Annotated in this window: 17 protein-coding genes and 1 pseudogene; 6 read left to right on the forward strand and 12 right to left on the reverse strand. The window is 38.9% G+C overall.

From position 1 onward, the window contains the following. The first annotated feature begins 27 nt into the window (after positions 1-27). On the forward strand, positions 28-519 hold the full coding sequence (locus tag ACSQ6I_RS03590) for a GNAT family N-acetyltransferase (protein WP_438888928.1): 492 nt from the start codon (positions 28-30) through the stop codon (positions 517-519). A gap of 12 nt (positions 520-531) precedes the next feature. Here the strand turns inward: ACSQ6I_RS03590 and ACSQ6I_RS03595 are convergent, their stop codons facing one another. Both ACSQ6I_RS03595 and ACSQ6I_RS03600 read right to left on the reverse strand, forming a co-directional pair. Continuing rightward, on the reverse strand, positions 532-801 hold the full coding sequence (locus ACSQ6I_RS03595) for a type II toxin-antitoxin system RelE/ParE family toxin (protein WP_438888929.1): 270 nt from the start codon (positions 799-801) through the stop codon (positions 532-534). Then, complete coding sequence (locus tag ACSQ6I_RS03600) at positions 794-1012, reverse strand: hypothetical protein (RefSeq protein ID WP_438888930.1); 219 nt, start codon at positions 1010-1012, stop codon at positions 794-796. Before ACSQ6I_RS03600 ends, ACSQ6I_RS03595 begins: the two co-directional genes overlap by 8 nt. A gap of 199 nt (positions 1013-1211) precedes the next feature. Here ACSQ6I_RS03600 and ACSQ6I_RS03605 point away from each other — a divergent pair, with 199 nt between their 5' ends. Then, positions 1212-4454, forward strand: coding sequence for a HEAT repeat domain-containing protein (locus ACSQ6I_RS03605; protein WP_438888931.1), 3243 nt, complete (start codon positions 1212-1214; stop codon positions 4452-4454). 323 nt (positions 4455-4777) lie between these two features. On the opposite strand, the gene hpnH is transcribed toward ACSQ6I_RS03605, so the two are convergent. The 8 genes and pseudogenes from hpnH to purE form a co-directional block, all read right to left on the reverse strand. Next, positions 4778-5797: an adenosyl-hopene transferase HpnH gene (gene hpnH / locus ACSQ6I_RS03610; protein ID WP_438888932.1), complete on the reverse strand. Its 1020-nt coding sequence runs from the start codon at positions 5795-5797 to the stop codon at positions 4778-4780. A gap of 118 nt (positions 5798-5915) precedes the next feature. Next, entirely contained in the window at positions 5916-6902 is a 987-nt protein-coding gene (gene hpnA / locus ACSQ6I_RS03615) for a hopanoid-associated sugar epimerase (RefSeq protein WP_438888933.1), read from the reverse strand. Positions 6903-7424: 522 nt separating this feature from the next. Continuing rightward, positions 7425-10136, reverse strand: a complete 2712-nt coding sequence (locus ACSQ6I_RS03620) for an efflux RND transporter permease subunit (protein ID WP_438888935.1) — start codon at positions 10134-10136, stop codon at positions 7425-7427. A gap of 45 nt (positions 10137-10181) precedes the next feature. Further along, the gene (locus tag ACSQ6I_RS03625) at positions 10182-10763 is read right to left on the reverse strand and encodes a hypothetical protein (protein WP_438888936.1); all 582 of its coding nucleotides are present in this window, start codon (positions 10761-10763) and stop codon (positions 10182-10184) included. Between the two features lie 239 nt (positions 10764-11002). Further along, positions 11003-11602, reverse strand: coding sequence for a superoxide dismutase (locus tag ACSQ6I_RS03630; protein ID WP_438888937.1), 600 nt, complete (start codon positions 11600-11602; stop codon positions 11003-11005). A gap of 533 nt (positions 11603-12135) precedes the next feature. Continuing rightward, positions 12136-13020 (reverse strand): annotated as a pseudogene (locus ACSQ6I_RS03635) (SulP family inorganic anion transporter); the annotation flags it as partial. A gap of 887 nt (positions 13021-13907) precedes the next feature. Then, a complete protein-coding gene (locus ACSQ6I_RS03640) occupies positions 13908-15350 on the reverse strand; it encodes an ammonium transporter (protein ID WP_438888938.1) in 1443 nt (480 codons plus the stop codon). Between the two features lie 826 nt (positions 15351-16176). Further along, on the reverse strand, positions 16177-16695 hold the full coding sequence (purE, locus tag ACSQ6I_RS03645; protein WP_438888939.1) for a 5-(carboxyamino)imidazole ribonucleotide mutase: 519 nt from the start codon (positions 16693-16695) through the stop codon (positions 16177-16179). Positions 16696-16779: 84 nt separating this feature from the next. Between purE and nagA the strand changes: the two genes are divergently transcribed. From nagA to ACSQ6I_RS03665, 4 genes are all read left to right on the forward strand, one after another. Beyond that, on the forward strand, positions 16780-17943 hold the full coding sequence (nagA, locus tag ACSQ6I_RS03650; RefSeq protein WP_438888940.1) for an N-acetylglucosamine-6-phosphate deacetylase: 1164 nt from the start codon (positions 16780-16782) through the stop codon (positions 17941-17943). Positions 17944-17952: 9 nt separating this feature from the next. Continuing rightward, on the forward strand, positions 17953-18885 hold the full coding sequence (locus tag ACSQ6I_RS03655) for a DUF4351 domain-containing protein (protein ID WP_438888941.1): 933 nt from the start codon (positions 17953-17955) through the stop codon (positions 18883-18885). Between the two features lie 160 nt (positions 18886-19045). Beyond that, positions 19046-19729 carry a magnesium protoporphyrin IX methyltransferase gene (bchM, locus tag ACSQ6I_RS03660; protein ID WP_323310703.1) on the forward strand — a complete coding sequence of 228 codons (684 nt, stop codon included), beginning with the start codon at positions 19046-19048 and terminating at the stop codon, positions 19727-19729. 100 nt (positions 19730-19829) lie between these two features. Further along, entirely contained in the window at positions 19830-21377 is a 1548-nt protein-coding gene (locus ACSQ6I_RS03665; protein ID WP_438888942.1) for a hypothetical protein, read from the forward strand. Positions 21378-21703: 326 nt separating this feature from the next. On the opposite strand, the gene ACSQ6I_RS03670 is transcribed toward ACSQ6I_RS03665, so the two are convergent. After that, positions 21704-22159: a hypothetical protein gene (locus tag ACSQ6I_RS03670; protein WP_438888943.1), complete on the reverse strand. Its 456-nt coding sequence runs from the start codon at positions 22157-22159 to the stop codon at positions 21704-21706. A gap of 19 nt (positions 22160-22178) precedes the next feature. Continuing rightward, positions 22179-23387, reverse strand: a complete 1209-nt coding sequence (locus ACSQ6I_RS03675; RefSeq protein WP_438888944.1) for an ImmA/IrrE family metallo-endopeptidase — start codon at positions 23385-23387, stop codon at positions 22179-22181.

Consider the following 23387-nt stretch of genomic DNA (forward strand, 5'->3'; position numbering starts at 1 on the left):
ATCTTTCTATTTATCCATTACGAAGCTATGAAAAAGCCAAATATTACAATTAGACAAGCAAGCATAAATGATCATCAAGGTGTGACAAAGTACGCAATCAAACTAGTTCATCAACATCACAATTTCAATCCTTTAAGGTTCGTTGAGTTTGAAAATCACGAACAACAAATTTTTGATTTTTTTGTCGAACAGATTGTCAACCCCAAAGCAGTTGTGTTGGTCGTAGAAGTAGAAAATGAAATCGTTGGTTACTCATTTACACGGTTAGAAGAAAGCAGTTTTGTAGATATTGCACCAGAAGCAGTATGGCTTCATGATATTTACATTGATGAATCAGCGCGGGGACTGGGAGCAGGAAAATTGCTGTTAAATGCTTCAATAGATGCGGCAAAGCAGTTAGGTTCACAAATATTGATACTCCAAGTTGCAGCACAAAATGAATTTGCAAAGCAGCTATTTGAAGCTAATGGATTTAACATTGCAACCTACGAGATGATGATGAATTTAGATGAAGGATGAAAAGGGTAACTGCTAATAAACCTCATCGTGAGTTCCAATATCAATTAGTAAAACTTTGCTGTCAGAGATAAATTGGAAAACAAGCCGATACTCATAGGTGATACTCAACGCCCAATAACCTTCAAGATTTCCACTTAAACTATGTGTTTTCAATGATGAATGAAATGGATCGTCGATAAAAAGAGAGATTTTTTGCTGAAATCTTTCAACAAGTTCAGGATGCTTCTTGCGCCATTTTTTCAATATTCGTAGGAATGGCTCATCCCAAATAATCTCAATCATCGCTTGAAGACATCATCAAATCTTCAACAGTACCAGTCTGAACATTACCCAATCTGTAATTTTCCTCAGCTTCTTTAGCTCTTGAAGCAATTTGACTTCTTCTCAATTCGATCATTCTTTTGGACAGAATTTCAGCGATAAATGACTGATCTTCAAAAGCTAGATCAGATATAGCTTGCAAAATATCATTTACCTGAGTTGATGTTTTCATGGTTGGGTAAGTTATAAACTTGCAGTATTTTTAGATTAACAGATTCAGTCGCTAGTTAATGTCTCACATAGAAACCAATATCTGATTTTTTACAGAATAACGCTTTTTCTCAAAATTTTATGAATTATACTAGGCATAATCCGAAGCGTCTGCTTATGATTAATAAGACTCACTTAAAATAATTTAGCTTGGTCTTTGCATGGTTGCCTCCAGCGAGTTCCAGTCCTATCTGCAAGAAATCTGTTGCCGCCATGAGAAGTGGTGGACTAAAGATGCGTTGACTGAAACAATCGCGGCTCAACAAGCAACTTTCTCATTTGAGCAAATCGTGCAAACTAAAGAGCAGAAAGAGGAGCGTGAAGAAAAGCCGCAAATAATCTCACTGCCCATATTCAAAGGAATTCAGGATCACATCGAATCTGAACATATTTTACTTGTCGGTTCGCCGGGTGTGGGCAAATCAACCTCACTTTTACGCTGTTTGGTTAGTTTTGCAAAAGCAGAGCTTGAGAAACCAGAGCCTCGAATTCCGGTACTGATTCCATTGAAAAGGTACAAAGTCCCTGTTTCTGGATCTGAAGATGCTTCAGGGATGTTGACTCTGATTAGAGATACCCTAGAACCAGAACTAATACTGGAAATTACAGAAATAAAAGAACTTTTGTGGAAGAAAAAACGGTTGATTCTGCTCTTAGATGGCTTAAACGAGATGCCAGCAGATTCAATTCGTACAGATTTGAAAGACTTTCGTAATAAGTGCAAACAGTCCAAAATACCACTCATCTGTACAACGCGAGAGCTAGGCAGTGGCGATTTAGGTATTACAAGAAGGTTGGAAATTCAACCTCTTAGTCATTTAGAAATTAATCGCTTTTTAAAAGAATGTATGTCTAGTCAGGAGCAAAAGGTGTTGCAGTTGTTAAGCCGAGACAACCGAGAGTTAAGCCGCACACCTTTTGTTTTATGGATGCTATATCACGTCTTTCAGGAAACTGGCACTGTTGCAGAGACTTTGGGAGAGGCATTCCGTGAATTTTTTAAGTCATTCAAAAAGTTCAAAGAAGACGCACCAGTGACAGATGAACGCCGCAAAAACTGGAATGCTTGGTTGGAGCATTTGGCGTTCACTATGCTGAACTCTTTAGAACCAAATGATCCTGGCTTGGTAATCTCTGATGATCGAGCTAACAAAGTTCTGTGTGAAAGGTTTGGCGATCTTTATGGTGCTTCATCCCGAATTGAAGAGTTGCTCAAGTATCATCTTCTGGAAAAAGTTTCTGATAAAGAAATTAGTTTTCACCATCAACTGATTCAGGAATACTATGCGGCAGAATATTTACTAACTAGGCTACCTGAACTGATCAAAAAAGAACTAAATCAGAAATACAATCGGTTTCAGAAAGAGCATCTCAATTATTTGAAATGGACAGAGGCGATTGCCCTCATGCTTGGGTTTCCAGAGAACACTGAGGAACAAGCAATAAAGATAATAGAATTAGCCTTGAATGTGGATTTGAAGTTAGGGGCGAAGTTGGCAGGAGATGTAAAACCGGAGCTTCAACAAAAGACAGTCAAGATGATTGCTGAACAACAAGTTACAGAATGGTTCAGGATATTTCTCCTTGGGGAAACCAAATCTTTAAAAGCCGCTGATGATCTAATCAAGACAGTCAAACATTCAGATCCAGATATCCGTAGAAAATCTGTTTGGGCATCTAGAAAATTGGGCAGTGAAGCTGCTCTATCTGTGATAAATATAGCAATTGAGGATGCAGATTTTCATGTACGTAAGACGGCTATCCGAGCAATTGCGGAGCTAGACACCGAACAAGCAATTTCGTTAGTGTCTCAAATTCTAATTAAAGATCCAATTGTCTCAGTTCGCGAAATGGCAGTAATGCGTGTTTTAGGAAAATTAGATTCGGAAGCAGCCATTCTGGAACTACTTAGGGCAACACAAGACTTAGAGTATAAAGTCAGCAGGATGGCTACTCGCTGCTTGGAAAAAATGGAACGTGAAGCAGTAATTCCTGTATTAACCAAAGTTTTAAAGAATAAAAATAGTGACTTATCCCTTCGTAAAACTTCTGCCGATTTACTGGGTAAATTAGGTAATGAAAGAATTATTATTGATTTATTTGAAGCTTATTTAGATTTGAACTCAGACTTACATTGTACAGCTTCTTATGCCATTTTTCAGATAAAAAATAGAGAAATCACTAAGGAAAATGATATAAAAGAACGTCAGGAATCTCAACAAAAAGGACAAATTAACCATTGGCTGAGATATCTAAATTCTGAAGAACCTATCGAAAGAGGTAATGCTATTTTTCACTTGACAAGTTTGCTTGGTAAAGAAGTAGCCATAGATTTAGCAATTCAAGCTTTAGAAGATCCACATCATTATGTGAGAGGACACGCCCTTACTGGCCTAGTAAGACTGATTGGTAAAGAAGCTATTCCTCAAGTGATAAAAGCTTTAGACGATTCACACTGTAATGTTCGTGATCAAGCATCTCAGGAATTAACAGGTTTGAGGCAATATCTACCTGACAACTTAGAAATTTCTGAAGCGACAATTTCGAGACTGATACGAATTTTAAATGAAGATCAAGATATATACATCCAAGAAAAAACACTAACAACGCTCACAAAGTTATCTTCTATACAGCCAAATCTACTTTTGAATGAAGACTTAGAGAATGCTTTTATAAATGCCTCAAAAGCTGCTGATAACAATCTACATAGTTCTGCTGCAACAGGATTGGGACAATTTAGTAGTGAAAAAGCTGCGAGCAGATTATTGGATATGGTAAGAGATACTGATTTTGAAGTTGCTCTAAGTGCAACTGAATCTTTGAAAAATATGCCATTTCCAATTACTGCTAAATATCTTCCAGATTTGATCAATTTAATTCCTACTTCACCAAATGGATTTGTGCTTGATGCTGTTATTCTTATCCAATCCCGCTGCCAATTCTACAACTACGAAATTGCCAAGTTTTCACAAACAGATATACTAAAGATAGAAAATTTTAACTCATCAAAACAAGTATTAACTATCGTGACTGATAAACAACCTATCATCAACTTTAATCAACCTAATGCAACTGTTGGTGTTAACTATGCTGCCGAAAACAGCAATATCAAATTTCAGCAAAATGTCACAAATGTCAGTCAACAAGACCTTGCCGTAGCTGCGCCAAAGATGCAAGTTTTGTTGAATCAACTTGTCCAAACCTATCCTATTACTACTGAACCACAAAAGCAGACTTTCACTCACAAATTTCTAGAACTAATAGAATCTACACCTGACCTTATCAAAGTTCTTCTCGCAGGTGGCATCGAGTGGTTGAAAATTCTCTTGCCTCCTACTGGAATTCCTATTGAAATGTCGCGTCGTCTCTACGAAGCCGTGAAAGAACGCCACAGTAAACCGTAAGCCAAGGAGAATCAACCGATGCAAATCATAATCGAACTTTCTGACTAAATTGCTCAACAACTACTCCCTTTCCGGTGTAAGATTACCGATCTTCTTCTCTTCTTCCTTAGCGTCCTTCGTGTCTTCGTGGTTCATTCAATCGGTATTCTTCTCGTGGAAAGGAAGTAAAACTGCAAAACTCCTTTAAAATTTAAAGTCAAAAAATAAATAAGGAAGAAAATGAAAACCGTTCCCAACTATCAGGAACGGTTAAGAGATTTTATTGACCAACTCACATCAGACCTACCCAAAGTAAACATGAGCAAGAATTAAGTTACAGTTCGTCACCCCCTACCAAACACAGTTCCTAAAGAACGGGCTATATTTTGTGGTTGCATAGCATCCATTGCTGCGGTTGGTTCATAACCACAATGAACCATGCAATCAGCACATTTAGGATTACCACTAGCACGTCCGTATTGACTCCAATCAGTCTCATCTAATAACTGTTTGAAGCTTGTATAGTATCCTTCATTCAAGAGATAGCAAGGTTTTTGCCAACCCAAAACACTATAACTAGGACTACCCCAAGGAGTACATTCATAGTCTTTCTCACCAATGAGAAAATCTAAAAATAGGGGATTGTGATTGAAATTCCAGTTCTTTTTACCAGATGTATAAGGTGTGAGAATTTCTCGGAATAAAGCACGGGTTTGTTCTCTTTGCAGAAAATGATCCTGATCTGGGGCCCATGCGTAACCGTAACCAGGAGAAATCATCATTCCATCAGTTCTCAGAGTTTCTAAGAAATCAAAAAACTCCTGCATTTCTTGGATATCGCAACCTTCAAAAATAGTTGTGTTAGTCGTTACACGAAAGCCTTTAGCTTTAGCAGCGCGAATCGCTTGAACAGCAGTATCAAAAACGCCTTTTCTGTCTACACATTTATCATGCCATTCTCGCATTCCATCGAGGTGAACGCTGAAACTCAGATAAGGAGAAGGTTGAAATTTATGGAGACTCTTTTCTAATAACAAACCATTAGTACACAAGTAAACATATTTCTTGCGTTCAACTAAACCCTTAACGATTTCATCAATTTGGGGATGTAATAACGGTTCTCCTCCAGGAATAGAAACCACAGGTGCGCCACATTCTTCTACTGCTGCAAAACACTGTTCTGGGGTAAGGTTTTGTTTGAGTATCTCTGTGGGATGTTGGATTTTTCCACAGCCTGTACAAGCTAAGTTACACCGAAACAGCGGTTCTAACATCAATACCAGAGGGAAGCGTTTACGCCCCAACAGACGCTGTGTTACTAGATACTTGCCAATATCTATTGCTTGTTGTAGATTAATTGCCATTTAACTATTCTCCTCTCTTGATTACACCACTTGTTGAATTGAAAAATCATTATTTCCAACTGGGTAGGGGTTTAGCATTGCTAAACCCCTACAAAATCAGGGGGTAAAACTTCATTTTTTACCTATTCACATAACCATTAGATACAAACCAATCAACAGCGTCCTTGAGTGCTACGTTCAGAGGGGACTGAGGTAGACCAAGTTCGCGGACGGCCTTGGAAGCATCATAATACATCGGTTGCTGTGCCATGCGGACAGCATCTATGGGAACGGTGGGGGTTTTTCCCATAGGTGCGAGAATTTTTTCTTCTATCCAAGCCACGGTTAAAGGTAACAAAGCCGGAACGGATATTTGCGGTGCTTTTAATCCGGTAATTTGGGAGAGTAGTTCTAGCAGTTGCTTGAGGCTGAGGTTTTGATGTCCTAAGATATAGCGATCGCCTGATTTTCCTTTTTCTAAAGCCAGCAAATGTCCTCTAGCCACATCTCTCACGTCAATAAAGTTCAAACCCGTATCCACATAAGCCGGCATTTGTCGTCGCAGAAACCGCAATATAATATCCCCGGTTGGTGTGGGTTTAATATCCATAGTTCCAATTGGACTGCTAGGATTAACCACTACAATATCTTGACCTTGTTTTGCAGCTGCGATCGCTACTTGTTCAGCCAAAAATTTAGACTTTTTGTAGTCTCCCATCAACTTCTCTACAGGACTCTGATGGGTTTCATCAACCACTTGACCAGATTTCCCCACTCCAATAGCCGCTACAGAACTTGTATAAACTGTGCGTTCAATCCCCGCTTTTTGGGCTGCTGCTAAGAGATTGCGCGTTCCTTCCACGTTATGACGATAGAGCAAATCGCGGTCTTTTTGCCAGAGGGAATAATGGGCAGCGACATGAAACAGGTAGTTACAACCCTGCATCTGTTTCCAGATAAGTGGATCATTTAAATCACTTTTAACAATATCTACCTCTAAACCGCGTAAATTGCCTAAATTACTACTCCCACGTACCAAAGCTGTAACGTTGTATCCTGACTCTAAGAGCGATCGCACCACATGAGAACCTACAAAACCTGTACCACCAGTCACAAAAGCCCGCATTCAATGACCTCTCACTCCTGAATATTTCATTATTGTCTGAATCAGGATTTACAGGATAACAGGCAAAAAAAACTCAGTTGTCTTTTGTAATTAATAAGTTTAGATTATTGAGTGAAATATTTTTGATAAAATTTTCTTCAAAAAAATTCTTTTTTTAGGGGTTGCGGTCGGGGTCAACGTGGTAAAATATTCATATTAATATAATGGAGCAGAAGCAAAATTTTTATTTAAGGCTATATTCCCATTATAAAAATATCATTTTTAGAGAAAAAAGTCAACCACTTTAAACCCCAAAAAAATTTGTTTTTTTGAACTTTGAAAACGTTAAAATCAGGATTCAGACAAAAAAATCATACCATAAACGAACATCCTGTAAATCCTGATTCTGACAATTTAATTAATTTGGTGCGTCAATTTTTTCAATTCACTAATTAGAGATAGGAGTGAAAATTAAATATGTGTGACCTGAAACTCCTGTAGAGACGTTCCATGGAACGTCTCTACAATCTTTACTACAAGCTGTTATTGAGTCATCTTCTTCCTGGGAAACCAATCATCTAAAATTGCATAGACAACCGGCACAACAATCAAACTGAGGATAGTAGAAGTCACCAAACCGCCGGCAATAGCTACAGCCATAGGCGATCGCAATTCTGAACCCGCACCAAAACCCAAAGCGATCGGTAACATCCCTAAAAGAGTAGAGACAGTAGTCATCATAATTGGTCTGAGTCTGACAGGCCCAGCTTTGAGAATAGCTTCCGTGCGTTCTAAACCTGATCGACGTAACTGATTAATGTAATCAACCAAAACAATAGCGTTTTTATTTGCCAGTCCCAGCAAAAACACAAAACCAATCAGCGAAATCATGCCAAAGTCACTCTTAGTAAAGAGTAATGCTAACATCGCTCCTACAACCGCCAAGGGTAAAGAAACGCCAATCACTAAAGGATCTACCCAGCTTTTAAACAGTAAAATCAACACAACGATGATACACAAAGCCGATAAAATCAAAGTTGAAATAAAACTACCAAAAACTTCGTTTTGTCGGGCAGAATCTCCACCTAAACCTAAAGTGATATCAGCAGGTAAAACCTCTTTCGCTTCCGCTACAATTTTGTCTGTAGCATCACCCAAAGTTAAACCCTGACCCAAATTAGCACTGATATATGCAACCCGTTCTTGATTCAGTCGTTCAATTTGAAAAACCTGATCTGCATTGTTGGTGTCTCCTGTAACTGTGACATCAGCAAATCCTGGGATTTTGGTAATGCGGTCTTTAATAGTCTTAGCTGCTTGATTCAAAGCTTTGAGGTCATTACCGCGAAGTGCCACCTGTAAAGGTTTTTCTCCACCAGTATCCACAAATTGAATATCTTCCACGCTGGTAGTCACACCAGGAAGTTTAGGCAAAGTTTGGCGTAACTGGTCTTGTAATTCTGCCGTTTTAATCGTGCGATCTTCCTTCAGCTTGACATATAAAGTTCCCTTATTTGGCTCACCTCCACGAGAACCGACAGTGGTAAAAACTGTTTCCACATCTGGGAATTTTCTCACCTCTGCTTCTAGTTTTTTTGCCACCTCTAAAGAGTCATTGAGAGGATTGGGAATAGGTATTGAGGATTGGGGATTGGGAACTGGAGATTGGGAAAAAGTTGTTTCCCTCCTGCCTCCTGCCTCCTGCCTCCTGCCTCCTTGTAACGCTGCCAAATCCGGCATTTTCGGCAGAGGTGCAATGTAGGTAATGTTGAATTCACCGCGATCTAGTTTGGGGATAAATCCTTTGGGAATAAAGGGAATTATGGCAATACCAGCAATAAAACTGAGTACGGCTAAGGCAATAACTATTTTCCGGTGATTCAAAGACCAAGAAAGTAAATTGCGATAAGCGTCGGTAAAATAAACCCCAATTTTATTTTCTTTGCGTTGGGAAGTTTTCTTAACAGGTTTGAGCCAATAAATAGATAACACCGGTGATAAAGTCCGAGCCACCAATGTAGAAGCAATATAAGAAGCGGAAACCGTAATCCCGAATGGCTGGAAAAACTGCCCGACTACTCCTCCCATTAAACCAATAGGTAAGAATACTGCTACGGCTGTGGCAGTTGTGGCGACCACTGTTAAACCAATTTCATCGGTAGCTAAGTGTGCAGCTTCGCGGGGGCTTTGCCCTTCTTCGATATGCCGCAAGATGTTTTCTACATCAATGATGGCATCATCAATGACACTGCCAATAACTAAAGCTAAGGCTAACAACGTAATTGTTTCTAGGTTGAAGCCAAAAATTGCCATGACGATAAACGTCGCTAACAAAGATGTGGGAATTGCCAAAGCAGAAATCAAAGTGGCTCGCCAATTCCATAAAAATGGGAAAATTACCACAACTGCCAAAATGATAGCTTCTATCAACGCATCTATGGTTGATTTGGTGGCTTGGCGGATATATTCTGCTTGGGTAGCCGCTAGGGTGAGTTTGACATCTTTCAAGGTAGAACGCAGGTTTTGTACTTCCTGTTCGACTCGACTCACTACTTCTAAAGTGTTAGCATCGCCACGTTTGATGACTTGAAATGCTAGTACATCTTGACCATTAAATCTGACTAAATTTGCTCCCCCTGTTAAAGCCGCCGTGGCATTGCTAGGATTAAGAGGAGGTGATTTTGGTTGAGCGCCCAATAGTGAGACTTTGAGAACTCCTGGTAATTTTGCGATCGCAGGTAAAATTTTCTCATCAGCCAATTTCTGCAAATCACCCAAATTTCCTGACTGACTCTCAATGGCATAACTAATGACTGATGACTCATTCAGGTTTAAAGGAATAATCTTATATTTAGCTCCTTCAGGTAGTTTTAACTCCTTCAGTGCGCTGGTAGTTTTGTTAGTAGATGTTTCTAAATCTGTACCAACCGCAAACAATAGGCTAACAGCACTTTGCCCCGGATAAGTTGAGGAACGGATATTTTCAATTCCTGCCAGGGACTTGAGGCTTTCTTCCAGTGGTTTCGTTAACTTGGTTTCTGTATCTAAAGCAGAAGTTAAGGGTGCTTGAGCATTTACCACCACCACCGGAAAGGTAATATCTGGAAACAAAGCGTATTTGAGGGAACCGAAAGCTAGAATACCTGCTACAGTCACCGCTATCCAAAAACACACCGTCAACCACGAAAATTTAATTGCCCATCTGGATATATTAAAAACTTCGCGTGCGGATTTTGAGCTATTAGTCTGTTCCATCTTGGAAAATCAATCATCCTGCCGCTGACACAATCATTTGTCATGCTACATTAATGGCCAACATTTTGGACATTTTTGTAAATGGCTGCATCCTAGCGTTGTGGATGTTTGGAAGATGAGCGATCGCACTGCCGATAGTGTAGCGTGGCTTAAATCAGGTAAATCAGAACGCAGTTGGTCTTGCAGTGCAGCTGTTGTCATTATTCGTTCTTTTTTCAGCTTCACATAAAGCTTCTCTTTATTCGGCTCACCTTCACGGGAACCTACAATAATAAACACAGTTTCCACTGCGGGAGACTTTCTCACCACTACTTCCAGTTTCTTAGCAACATCCACAGAATCATTTAAAGGATTAGGAAGAGGAATTGGAGATGATAAAGCAGCGAAAGCAGCAGCCGAAGAGGAATTTATTTGTCCTCTTATGTTCGATTCTCCTTGTCCCGGTAGCCTTCCTGGTTCTCCTCGTTGTTCTTGTCCTGCTTGCACCAATAATCGGGGATCAGGAACACTAGGCAAGGCAGAAGTATAGACTATATTGAACTCACCTCGGTCAAGTTTGGGAATAAAGCCTTTGAAAATCAGGGTAATCAGGCAAAACCACCAACTACACTGATAACAGTCAAGCAAAAAACTAGTCAACGGTGGTTTAAAGACCAGGCGAGCAAGTTGTAGTAAATTTGATCAAATTGCAACCCAATTTTACTTTCACGCTGTGGAGAGTTGGATTTTCAGGGTTGGAGCCAATAAATTACCAATACAGGGGATCAAGAAGCCACTGAGGCGTTTACGTCTCAGATGGCTTTATTAAAAATCCCCTGCTGGTTAGGCATGGGGACTGTCAATGAAAGCTTTATATCAAAAGTTGATTAAGCAGCTAGATTTGCAGCAGCAAATTCCCAGTTAACCAATTGATCTAAGAAATTTTTGATGAATGCTGGACGAGCATTTCTGTAGTCGATGTAGTAGGCGTGTTCCCAAACGTCTAGGGTGAGAAGTGCCTTTTTACCATGAGCTAAAGGGTTTTCTGCATTTGGTGTCTTAATCACCTTCAGCGTACCACCATCATCAATTAACCAAGCCCAACCGCTACCAAACTGGGTTGCAGCCGCAGTAGAAAATTCTTCTTTGAATTTGTCAAAACTACCAAAATCTTTGTCAATCTTAGCAGCTAGTTCACCGGTAGGAGCGCCACCACCTGCGGGTTTGAGTGAGTTCCAAAAGAAGGTATGGTTCCAAACTTGAGCAGCGTTGTTGAATATACCAACTTTAGAGGAGTCTTTAAAGGAAATTTGGATTACCTCATCGAGGGACTTATCAGCAAGTTCTGTACCATCGGTGAGCTTGTTGAGGTTATCTACATAAGCTTTGTGATGCTTACCATAGTGATATTCAAAGGTTTCACCTTTCATACCATAAGGCTCTAGAGCATTAAAGTCGAAGGGTAGTGGAAGTTGTGAAAATGCCATGTTTTGAAATCCTCTCTTTACTGTTTTCTAGTTTAAAGCTATTGCCTAAACTTAGAAAACTACAGGTTTTGTATTGATTCAGTTTTATATCCTTGATATTTGGGATATAAAACTTAACTTAGTCATTTTACTACCAAAGTCAAGGTTAAACCAAAGTAATTTGGCAATAAGTCAATTTTGGAGAGATTTCGGATGATAAATAAAAATTTCTAATGGTCATCTGCCGAGTTAATTAGCCGTTTGCGAAAGATTGTCCTCAAATTTAGATTTCCAAATATGCACATATCCAGTATAATTGCCTCTTCCCTAGAAGCGGTTAAAGATAGGTTAATTTTTTGGAAAAACAAGATCCCCAAATCCTCCAAGAAGTGGAAAATATAAGATTAAAGCATTTTCACAAATCAGATAGAATTGCTATAGTTTGAAAATGTAACAATGAGAATATTTTAAATCTATCTTTAGTTAGATGAATTATGATTTAAAGGCTTTAGTATATTGATGTATATTGAATACAAGGTTGGGTTGAGGCACGAAACCCAACCTTGTAAAACCAAAATGGCAAATAATAGGAAAATTCCAGCCGCAAGAGTTGACAGTCTTCCTCTACCACCAGACTGCACATTAATGACTGATTGGCCAATCATGCCACATCCAGCCATACCCCCAAAGAAGGCAGTAACTATATTTGCAATACCTTGTCCTTTGGCTTCTTGATTTTTATCGCTGGGGGTGTCTGTGAGTTCATCTACTAGAGAAGCGGTGAGGAATGAAGCTAATAAACCAACGATCACTAAAGTCAGAGAATAGGGCAGAATAATCTGTAGTGTTTCCAGGGTAAAAGGCACTTGGGGTAAGGCAAAACTGGGTAGGGCAGTGGGTAATTGTCCCATATCCCCAACTGTGGGAACATCTAATTTGAGAGCGATCGCTGCTATTGTCATCACCGCTAAAGCTACCAAGGGCGAGGGAACTGCTTTAGTGAAGCGGGGCAGAATGTAAATAATCCCCAAGGAAAGAAGAGTTAACACATATACAGTCGGCGGTACGTTGGTCAATTGGGACAACTGGGCGAGGAAAATTAACACCGCCAACGCATTGATATAGCCAATCATTACCGCCCTGGGTACAAATCGCATTTGTCGTCCAAGTTTCAGCAACCCAAACACAACTTGTAAGACTCCTGTTAACAAGGTGGCAGCAAATAAATACTGCAAACCATGATCTTTGACCAAATCAATCATTAGTAGCGCCATCGCTCCTGTAGCGGCGGAAATTGAACCTGGTCTACCTCCTAAAAATGCTGTGATGACTGCAATAATAAATGAGGCATAAAGCCCGACTTTGGGATCAACCCCGGCAATAATCGAAAATGCGATCGCTTCTGGAATTAATGCCAGTCCCACTACTGCACCAGCCATAATGTCTCGCTGAGTGTTAAAAAACCACTCTCGCCGCAAAATTGTTCCGTTCAATTTTCCTCCTAACTTTTTCATCAAAATAAAATTCCCAGTGCGTAATTCACACCGAAAATAGCCTACTCGCCAATATAATTCCGTAATTAATTATTCGTAATGCCGCTTTGGAAAAGTCACCAAAAACCAGATTTTTGGCAATTCATCAACTTAATACCATTCACAAGCAGATAACTTGTAAGTACGGGTTACTCAATATAGATGAGATATATGAATGACTCAATAGACTATGAACAGATGAATCTACAGGCTGGACATAGCAGTCGATCTTGGCAAACTATGAATCATGCAAAGCTGGAAATGTTTACCACTTGTTGGCTGCTGCAAATACTTTTAATTACGGCAAGGCTTATGCTGCACCTTAAGGTGGACAATCCCAACTATTCAAAGCTACCAAAGAGATTGTTACCGGCGACATAACTCAAACCTGCTGATTACTGTTAATTACAAAGGCATTTATGTGAAGTAAGCATATCACGGCAATGTAATTATTTGCAATAAACGTAAAAGATATTGATAACTACTTTTTTGAGCGATCCTCCCAGGCGATCTCCAAAAGCTATCTTTAGCTTACTTACAGTATTAAGAATAATTTTAATAATATTAAAAATAGGGTTTACTTATGAATTACCAAAAATCTCTATTTTAAAAAGTATGTTGTTAACAATTAAGTATTGTAGCTTGGATTAAGCGTAGCACAACCCAACAGAAAAATTAATTAATGTTGGGTTGGCTTTGTTAAATCTAATGTACAAATTTGTTAGGTAATTGGTTGATTGCACTTACCTAACCAAAGCGGTAAATTATTCACCTTCTAAAGCACCGACACCAGACTAATGAGAGCGATGTTTTTCTTCTTCTTCGACAAACTGCTCAACTGCATAGACATCAGGCCAGACAGTTGCGCCGTGTTCATAAGCATCAATACCGATTTTATCGGCTTCAGAATCAACACGTAGGTGGCCAATTGCTTTGAGTCCACCGAACATCAAAAAGGCAAAAGCAACGGTGAAAACTGCGATCGCAACTACACCCAAAATTTGCACACCCAGCAAATCAAAGCCACCGCCTAACAATAACCCAGCTTTTTTGTTCAGAGTTAATTCTGGCTGACCCAAGAAACCCACAGCCAGAGTACCCATCATGCCATTGATACCGTGAACAGCAAATGCACTTACAGGGTCATCAATATGCATTGATTCGATGAAATCAATTCCTAAAACTACTAAAATTCCACCTGTTAACCCGATTAAAACCGCAGCCCAAGGTGCAACAAAGGCACAACCAGCTGTAATCCCTACAAGTCCGGCTAAAGAACCATTGAGAGAATAAACTAAATCCCATTTACGGGAACGGTAGTATTGGTAAAACATTGCCGCAAGAGCGCCAGCACCAGCACCAAGGGTGGTATTGAGTGTTACTAACCCAATCAAGCCAGGATTACCAGTACCAAGGGTTGAACCTGGGTTAAACCCATACCAACCAAACCACAGAATCATGGTTCCCAAGGCTGCTAAACCTAAATTATGTGCTGGGGGAATTTGTCCCCAAGGAGTACGTCCAGGACGGGGGCCTAGCAAATACGCGCCAACTATAGCTGTCCAACCACCTACACTGTGAACTACAGAACTACCAGCAAAGTCATGGAAACTCATTTTGGCTAACCAGCCATCCGCGTTCCAAACCCAGTGAACAATAATTGGGTAACTGAATGCTGCCATAACGGCACTATAGATTAAGTCACCAATAAAATCTGTTCTTCCCGCCATTGAACCAGTTGTGATTGTACTGGCAGTAGCAGCGAAAGCAAACTGAAAGAAGAACAAGGTGTAAGCATTGAGTTCAGAAGCTATACCTGGCACTCCACCATTTGGAAAGGCTCCATCAGTTGGTAACTGACTGAGGAAAAAGGTATCTGTGCCAATGAAACCACCTGCACTTGTACCGAAGGCAATACCAAAACCAACTCCCCACCAAATTAAGATGGTGACAGCAGCATCAATGAAGTTTTCTAATAAGGCGTTAACTACACCTCTTTGACGGAGCAAACCTGCTTCTAACATCGAAAAACCAGTTTGCATGAAAAATACTAGAAACCCTGTGAGTAATACCCAGGTAGTATCAATAGAAATTTGTAATTTGGTTGTTGTTTCCGCTAAAGATTGAATTGTTGGCGGATCTGCTGCTTGAACAACTGTAGGAGCAAAAATTGCAAACACCATTGAACCTATAGCTAATGCTAGTAGGCGATACAAGGGTCGAGTACGTTTATTCATTGCTGTTTTTTCCTGCGAGTAAAGCCTTGATTGATGTTTTTCAGAAGCTGACAGAAATTAATTAATTCTAGAAACATTAAACAATGTTTTTACCGCTAAATCTGAAAAATCACTACCTCAATATTTATGTTTCAAAAATGGATTCTATTTCGGCTCAAACGTGTTGATTTGGAATAACAATTGTTGGCTTGAGGCACAGAAAACAGAATATTTCTTCCATGATTTATCCCCTAATTATCATGAAAGTTGATCATCGTTCAAGGTGCAAATTACAATTTGACAAAATTTAGTTAATTAACCCTAATTAAGGGAAAATTTTAGATGTAATTGCTTCAGGAATTTCTAGATTAATTCCTGATTTAATTTAATGAAACCGTTATTCAATAAATTTGATTGATTTTCTATTTAATTTAGAAATAAATTCTGTATCAAAAAATACATTTTTATGTTTTTGATACAAATTACTCACCCTGGAATCAAGGTCAAGGTGAATGTATCCCTTGCAATACAAGGATTTAGCCTCATCGATATCTAATAAAAAGGACTTGAATAATTAACTATTAATAAAAATAATAATGTGGTTATTTTGTCATATAAAAAATTTATGAGCTATTTGTTTTTACTGTCAAGCTGTTCTAGATTTAATTTGCATAATAAGGTTCAAGAAGATGCTTACTTGCTTAATAATAGCTTGTTAAAATTTTGATATACAAATAAACTTGACACTCTGCCCACTAAAGAGAGGCAGATTCTTTAAGACCTGCTTATAGCGGTAATTCATGAATTACCGCTACTTTCGTTCTGTTTTGCGTAAGTCCTGATTATGTCAAAACATTTGTTGTAAATATTGCTGATAGCCTAATTCTTCTAATTTGTTTTGTTTTTCCATGACCATATCACATAAGCTTTGACGATATTTCAGGATTTTTTGCAGCAGTTCTGGTTGGTGAGTAGCGAGAATCTGCACTGCTAGAAGTCCGGCATTTTTAGCATTACCAATGGCTACCGTAGCCACAGGTATTCCCGCTGGCATTTGCACAATTGAATATAAAGAATCTACGCCTTGTAAATTGCGGGTAGCTACGGGGACACCAATGACAGGGAGAGGGGTTAAAGATGCTACCATACCAGGAAGGTGAGCCGCACCACCTGCACCAGCAATAATGACTTTAAGACCGCGTTGGTGTGCTGTTTGGGCATATTCCACCATACGTTCTGGGGTACGATGGGCAGAAACGATCGCTACTTCGCATTCAACAGCAAATTCCTCACAAACTGCGATCGCATCTTTCATTGTAGGCAAATCTGAATCACTGCCCATGATAATACCAACTTGAAGACTCATAGAATTTTAGATTTTAGATTTTAGATTAATTGTCGATGCTTCCATCTACAATCGGTTGAGGTTCAGCTTTTTCTGGCTAGGGTAATGACCAAAGCAACACCAAATTCCATCCTGACAAACGTAGATATTATCAACGCAAGAGTACCCGGTTATCAAGACTTGCAGATGATCTGGGTGAATGAAAACGGCATAATTGAGCAAATTTTGCCAATGGGTAAAGTCTGTAGACGAGTGACACCAGAAGATTTACAAATTTTAGATTTTGCCGGTGACTGGATTTCCCACGGTGGCGTTGATTTGCAAATTAACGGTGGGCTAGGTTTGGCGTTTCCTGATTTGACAGTTAAAAACGCTGATATGCTCGAAGATATCTCCCAATATTTGTGGGATGTGGGTGTTGATGGCTATTTACCAACCCTAGTGACAACTTCTGTAGAAAATATACAGCGATCGCTCGCCGTCATCTCTAACTATACCCAAAACTCAGGCGCGAAAATTCTCGGAGTCCATCTCGAAGGACCATTTTTAAACTACGGTAAACGTGGCGCTCATCCAGCAGAATACCTCCTACCCCTAACCATGAATGAAGTTAAGCGGGTTTTAGGTGATTATGCCTCCGTTGTCAAAGTCATCACCTTAGCACCAGAATTAGATCCCACCGGTAAAGTCATCCCATATTTACATTCATTAGGCATCACAGTCAGCTTAGGACACTCCCAAGCCACAGCAGAACAAGCACAAAACGCCTTTGAACAAGGTGCAACAATGCTAACTCATGCTTTTAATGCCATGCCACCATTACATCACCGTGAACCGGGTTTGTTAGGTGCAGCCATGAACAATTCCGACGTGATGTGTAGTTTTATTGCCGATGGACAGCACGTAGTCCCTACAATGTTAGAAATTCTCCTTCGCGCCAGTAAAGGGTTATTTCTTGTCAGTGATGCCCTAGCACCATTAGGATTACCAGATGGCGTGTATCCTTGGGATGATCGGCAAATTGAAATAATTAACGGTACAGCCAGACTATTTGATGGCACTTTATCAGGCACAACCTTGCCCCTATTAACGGGAGTGCAAAACCTAGTGAAATGGGGAATATGCGACGCAGAAAAAGCCATCTTCCTAGCTACAGACGCACCCAGAAAAGCAATAAATTTACCAACAATTGCCCCAAATCAACCTGCTAATTTATTACGCTGGCATTATGAAGAAGAAACAAAAGAATTGACTTGGGAAAGATTATAAGATTATTACATGACAAGATTCATTCATGATCAATTTGCCAAAGACTATTTAGAAGAACTCCTGAAAAATTATGGAGAAGTGCAAGCACCTGCTCGCGTTGCAGGAGAAGTCAGAGAAATAGATGTTTATTTTTCTCCATCTCCCCAGGCAAATCCTAATTTACAACTCTTAGGTTTATTAGGTAAATTTGCATCCATACCCGCCATATTTGAACCATATCGTAATCCTGCTTCTGCCGATGAAATTTGCGATTGCTTGTTAAAATTATTGGAAGTAAAAGGAGCATTAAAAAGAGAAGCCAAACGCAATAAAACCAATCTTCAAGAATCCGAAAATCCCAAATTATGGATACTCACACCTACAGCCTCTGCTGAGATATTATCCAGTTTTAACGCTACTTTAGAAACCGACTCTTTACCAGGGATATACTATTTAGGAAAAGCACTACGCACAGCCATAGTAGTTATTCACCAACTACCCCGAACAGAAGAAACCCTCTGGATTAGAATGTTAGGGAGAGGAACTGTGCAGAAACAAGCCATTGAAGAACTAGCAGCATTAACAGCAAACCACCCATTTCGGAGAGTGACGCTAGAATTGCTGTATAACCTGCAAAGAAACCTGGCAGTGAGTCAAGAACCGGAAGACAAGGAGATAATTATGAGATTAGCACCATTGTATCAACAAGATCGAGAGTTAGCGGTTCAGGAAGGAAAAATAGAGGGGAAAATTGAAGGGAAAATTGAAGGGAAAATTGAAGGAGAAACATTGTTAATTATCCGTCAATTAAATCGACGGCTTGGCGAAATTCAATCGACATTAATTGAGAGGATTGAAAAATTACCACTTGAGAAATTAGAAGCTTTGGGCATGGAATTATTAGACTTTGCCAAAGTCGATGATTTAGAAAGTTGGTTAAATCAAAATCAAAATCAACAATGATCAAGGTTGTGAGTGGGGTTTTAGCCATAAATCATTATTAGGTTGAAACCCAACTATCTACTTAGCAAAAGCAGATGTGAAAAATATTCTTTTTTTTAAGTGAAAAATTAGCTCAAAAAATTTATAATTCTAAGAATTGGGAACTTCAATAATCGACTTTATGAACGCAGCCGACGATAAAACAATAGTACGTGAATACTTCAATTCCACAGGTTTTGACCGTTGGAAACGCATCTATGGTGATGGTGAAGTCAACAAAGTCCAGTTAGATATCCGTACTGGACATCAGCAAACTGTGGATACAGTCATCGGCTGGTTGAAAGCAGATAACAATTTAGCAGAGTTATCAATTTGTGATGCTGGTTGTGGTGTGGGTAGTCTTAGTATTCCCTTAGCAACAGATGGTGCTACAGTTTACGCCAGCGACATCTCCGAAAAAATGGTGTCAGAAGCCAAAGATAGAAGTGTAGAAGCTTTGTCAAATTCTACAAATCCGACTTTCGCAGTTCAGGATTTAGAATCTTTGAGTGGTAATTATCATACTGTCATTTGCTTAGATGTTCTTATTCACTACCCCCAAGAAAAAGCAGATGAGATGATTTCGCATCTGTGTTCTTTAGCACAATCACGCATTATTCTGAGTTTTGCACCTAAAACCTGTTTCCTGACTATCCTCAAGAAAATTGGTAGTTTCTTCCCAGGCCCTAGTAAAGCAACTCGTGCCTATTTACACCGTGAAGCTGATGTGGTGAAAATCCTCGAAAAAAATGGCTTCACAATACAGCGTCAAGCAATGACTCGAACTCGCTTCTACTTTTCTCGTTTGTTGGAAGCTACACGTTAATAAATAAGAATCGCGGCAAAATCCATCATGTTTTTGCTGCGTTTTACATCTAAAAATTTCCTGGCTTTGATTCTGAGTGCAAAACCTTAATTTATAAACAATGTCTGCAAAAAAGATATTTAATCATATACCAAAATTAATCTTTAATTCACCTTGGTTTATAATACTTTTATTTTCGATTATCGGTTTGATCGGGATTCTCAACCATTCAATGTGGAGAGACGAATTAAATCCCTGGCTAATTATCAGAGATAGTGAATCTTTGCCTGATTTAATCGGAAATATTCGTTATGAGGGTCATCCCGTTCTGTGGTATTTCTCTCTAGCATTATTAAGAAATATTGCTGATACACCGATAATGATGCAACTATTTCATTTAGGTTTAGCAATTTCTTCTGTTACTATTTTTTGCTTATACAGCCCATTTAATTATAGACAAAAATTTCTGTTTTCATTTGGTTATCTCCCTTTTTATGAATATCTATTAATTTCTCGTAACTATGCTTTGGGAATGTTCTTTATTTTTGCATTTTGTGCTGCTTTTCCATCTAGAAAAAAAACTTATATCATCCTAGCTATTTTATTGGGTTTAATGGCCAATAGTAATGCCTATGCTCTATTTATATCATTTACTTTAGTATTAACATTAATAGTTGAATTTTGTTTTGATATTGAACATCGTCACCAGTATTTTCGCCAAAATAAAAAATATGATTTATTTATAAGTGTTGCCATTATTATATCTTGTTTTATTTTAGCAATAAACATTATTACTCCTCCTGCTGATAGTTACCTTCATGGAGGATTAAGCAATGGATGGTCTGTGACGCTAGATATACGTCATTTATTGAAAAGTATAGGCAGATTATTTAGTGGCTATTTTTTAATAATACCTACATCTAAACGATGGCTAGATTTAATTGTCTGTACATTAATTGCCTTATCTGCAATAGCTTTAACCTTGCTTAAATTATCTAAAAAACCCATTCCTCTCTTTTTTTACACTTTAGGAACTTTAGAAATTTTAATGTTTGCATATTTGAAATTTGCAGGTTCAGGACTTCGACATTTTGGGCATTTTTATTTAGTTTTTATAGCTGCTTTATGGCTGGAAAGTTATTATCAAGAATCCAGTTTTTTATCCAATAAATTTCTCATTCCCCAGCAAACACTTAGGTTTAGTAATAAATGGTATTCTATCATCTTCATGGCTACTCTTTATATGCAATTTTTCGGAGGAATTTATGGTTTTACGAGAGATTTAGTTATTCCCTATTCTGCTAGTCGTGAAACAAGCCAATACATTCGCAAGTCTCAGCTAGATCAGGAATTTATTGTTGCTAGTCGAGATGCAAATATGGCTGCGCTATCAGGTTATCTCAATCGTAAATTTTATTATCCTGAATTGCAAAATATGGGAAGCTTTACTTTATTTAAAACAGGACGTAAAGAGGTTGATCAAGCGGAGATACTAAAACAAACTAGTTCTCTTTTAAATATGCAAAAAAATCTAAACAAAATTTTGCTAATTTTACATCAAGAACTGAAAATAAACCGAAATGATTTGAAAATTGTACCAATTAAGAATTTTGAAAGGGCATGGGTCGATAGTGAAAGATATTATTTATATTGGGTACAGAGAGAGTAACTATTTAGAATAGTTAACTACCTAAAACCCACATTCTACAGATCAAATCCACTTCTGAATAATTATCACGAAGGATTCAGGGTTGTACAAACTTTTCTCCAAAAATGTTCTCAATAAATAAGATAAATTCCTAATAGGTGTTTTGTGGTTCATCTGAACTAAAATCCTGGAAAGCCTTACCAAAAATGGCTTTTGGTGATAATTATTTTTTACTCTACGCTTCTGCCGAATGTGGGTTAAGAAGCATTTTGCCACCAATTTCGCAGAGGATCATTTTTTGGTGGTACATAACGTCCTTTAATCCGAATTGCATTGAGTACATGACTTCATATTGTGGAATCAATACTTTCTTTTTCTGACCAATGTTTAATGATCTCTGGAGTTGATAAAATCTGAAGATAGGGCGCTTCTTTTTGAATAAATGAAATTGCTTTTCTATCATCAGTCGCTATTGCCCATTTTCTATGAACTGCGATAGCACAAGTTGCAGATTCGCCATCATCAAGGTCAACAGCATAATTTACAAAAGATTCCTCTTCCTCTTCTGACTCAAAAGCCACAACTTTTAGCAAACCCTGTTGAATAGCTTCTTCAAACTCTAACACAGCATAATTTTCTTCTTCCTGAAGCCGTTGGAGTGTGTTTAATTCCCGTTCTTGCACAACTGTAGTAACGACAATTTCAGCAGGGAGAGATTTCAAAATTGCTAGAAATTGACCCGTCGCACAAAGGTTGAGAACACAACAAGCATCAAGCAGAACGTGGGAGTGAGTAATTTGCATAACAATTTATATATACTCCTCACTTCCCAGCAGTTTGGATTTGACGCAAATCAAAATGAGTATCTTCTTCTATCATTCCGCTTGAATGTTCTCGTAATGCTTCGGCAATGCGACGGGCTTCTAAACGATTAACATGGAGAAATTCAGCAAAACGTCCTTCCGTAATCAAACCTTGATCTAATGCCTCAATTGCGAGATGTTGATAGTGAAGTGGCATAATATCAATTCTTTGCGGAATTTGTTCTAAACCCAGTTCCTCTTGTACCTTTCTAACTTTTAAACCTCTATCTCGCAATTTATCCCAAGTTCCTGAAGGTAGAAGTTCCATTTCTTCTAACCGATAAACTAGGGCTTCTACAGAAACACCATAATAATGAGCTAGTGTAAATAGATTAGTCGGCGTGAATTTGCCGTGTGTACGGTACATATCATTAAACCGCTTCAGCAATCCACTGGTAGGCATGAGGAAATATTTGGGGAAAGTTTCTGCTAATTGCTCACTTTCAGGAAATCGCTGATATTGACCATCAAAATGGAACTCCGGTTTTTGACGATGTGCGAGAAAATGCAGGTATCCATGCGCCATTGACCAGCGTCGGCGTTCCTCTGGATGATTGGCATTGATAGCCATACAACCGCCAACTTCTTCGTTATAGCTGTACACTTCTGAGTATTTTTGCGGCATCTGCAAATAGAAGATCCGTAAACCCACATCTTGTTCTAGGATGTCCCGCAGTTGGGAAATAGGCGCATCACCTAAACCCAGGCGTTGACGTTCTGCTACTGCTATACTCTCCGCAGCAGATTTTATGGGCATATCAGTTACTTGATACTCAAGAGGATAGTTAAGCGGGATTGGCGCGTCCATAATCTTCTCAAGTTCTAGGTAATTTTGACATAAATCCTCTAATTGAGAGATAAATGGTTCGATTTCTGTCTGTTGTTCTTGACTGCGTTGATAAACTGCCCGAAACTGCACTTCAAAAGGTTGAACTACAGGACGTTGCCGAACAAAGTCACTCACAGAACGTCCATAAGCACGAGCAAGTTTAATCAGTTCATTGGCTTTGAGGCGGCGTTCTCCTTTTTCAATAGCGATCATGGTGGTGCGTGCAGCATCAATCACCTTAGCTGCATCAGCTTGAGTCATGTTGCATTTTTTACGGGCTTGTTGGAGGAGTTCACCTAATGTCCGCAAGTCAATGTTATCCAGGATGTTGGTAGTCAT

Source organism: Anabaena sp. WFMT, assembly GCF_051781005.1.
Classification (GTDB): Bacteria; Cyanobacteriota; Cyanobacteriia; order Cyanobacteriales; family Nostocaceae; genus Anabaena.

Coding starts and splice junctions, on each gene's coding strand:
- ACSQ6I_RS03655 (WP_438888941.1), top strand. CDS start 17,953: ATGACAAGATTCATTCATGATCAATTTGCCAAAGACTATTTAGAAGAA.
- ACSQ6I_RS03670 (WP_438888943.1), bottom strand. CDS start 22,159: ATGCAAATTACTCACTCCCACGTTCTGCTTGATGCTTGTTGTGTTCTC.
- ACSQ6I_RS03640 (WP_438888938.1), bottom strand. CDS start 15,350: ATGAATAAACGTACTCGACCCTTGTATCGCCTACTAGCATTAGCTATA.
- ACSQ6I_RS03605 (WP_438888931.1), top strand. CDS start 1,212: ATGGTTGCCTCCAGCGAGTTCCAGTCCTATCTGCAAGAAATCTGTTGC.
- nagA (WP_438888940.1), top strand. CDS start 16,780: ATGACCAAAGCAACACCAAATTCCATCCTGACAAACGTAGATATTATC.
- ACSQ6I_RS03675 (WP_438888944.1), bottom strand. CDS start 23,387: ATGACTACCAACATCCTGGATAACATTGACTTGCGGACATTAGGTGAA.
- hpnH (WP_438888932.1), bottom strand. CDS start 5,797: ATGGCAATTAATCTACAACAAGCAATAGATATTGGCAAGTATCTAGTA.
- purE (WP_438888939.1), bottom strand. CDS start 16,695: ATGAGTCTTCAAGTTGGTATTATCATGGGCAGTGATTCAGATTTGCCT.
- hpnA (WP_438888933.1), bottom strand. CDS start 6,902: ATGCGGGCTTTTGTGACTGGTGGTACAGGTTTTGTAGGTTCTCATGTG.
- ACSQ6I_RS03665 (WP_438888942.1), top strand. CDS start 19,830: ATGTCTGCAAAAAAGATATTTAATCATATACCAAAATTAATCTTTAAT.
- ACSQ6I_RS03630 (WP_438888937.1), bottom strand. CDS start 11,602: ATGGCATTTTCACAACTTCCACTACCCTTCGACTTTAATGCTCTAGAG.
- ACSQ6I_RS03595 (WP_438888929.1), bottom strand. CDS start 801: ATGATTGAGATTATTTGGGATGAGCCATTCCTACGAATATTGAAAAAA.
- ACSQ6I_RS03590 (WP_438888928.1), top strand. CDS start 28: ATGAAAAAGCCAAATATTACAATTAGACAAGCAAGCATAAATGATCAT.
- ACSQ6I_RS03600 (WP_438888930.1), bottom strand. CDS start 1,012: ATGAAAACATCAACTCAGGTAAATGATATTTTGCAAGCTATATCTGAT.
- bchM (WP_323310703.1), top strand. CDS start 19,046: ATGAACGCAGCCGACGATAAAACAATAGTACGTGAATACTTCAATTCC.
- ACSQ6I_RS03620 (WP_438888935.1), bottom strand. CDS start 10,136: ATGGAACAGACTAATAGCTCAAAATCCGCACGCGAAGTTTTTAATATA.